This is a genomic window from Bacillus cereus group sp. BfR-BA-01441 (assembly GCF_022663075.1).
GTDB lineage: Bacteria > Bacillota > Bacilli > Bacillales > Bacillaceae_G > Bacillus_A > Bacillus_A cereus.
Window position 1 is genome coordinate 1 of sequence record NZ_JAKUEU010000409.1, and the last position, 222, is coordinate 222.

Sequence of the window (222 nt, forward strand, 5' to 3'; positions counted from 1 at the left end):
ACGAATTTGTGCATTGTTTGTACCATAACCTTTTGAAGTTACAAGGATTACTTGTTGGTTATTTTCAATTGTTTTAAAGCTATCAACTACAGTCTTTGCTTCCTGTTGGTTGTTATTGTTGTTATTTTGGTTATTATTGTTTCCTTCTTCTGGTTTTTCCTCTGGCTTAACTTCTGGTTTCACTTCCGGTTTTTCCTCTGGCTTAACCTCTGGTTTCACTTC

At 35.1% G+C, this 222-nt stretch carries 1 pseudogene; it reads right to left on the minus strand.

What is annotated here, in order from left to right:
• A pseudogene (locus MR107_RS31020) lies at nucleotides 1–222 on the minus strand (S-layer homology domain-containing protein); the annotation flags it as partial.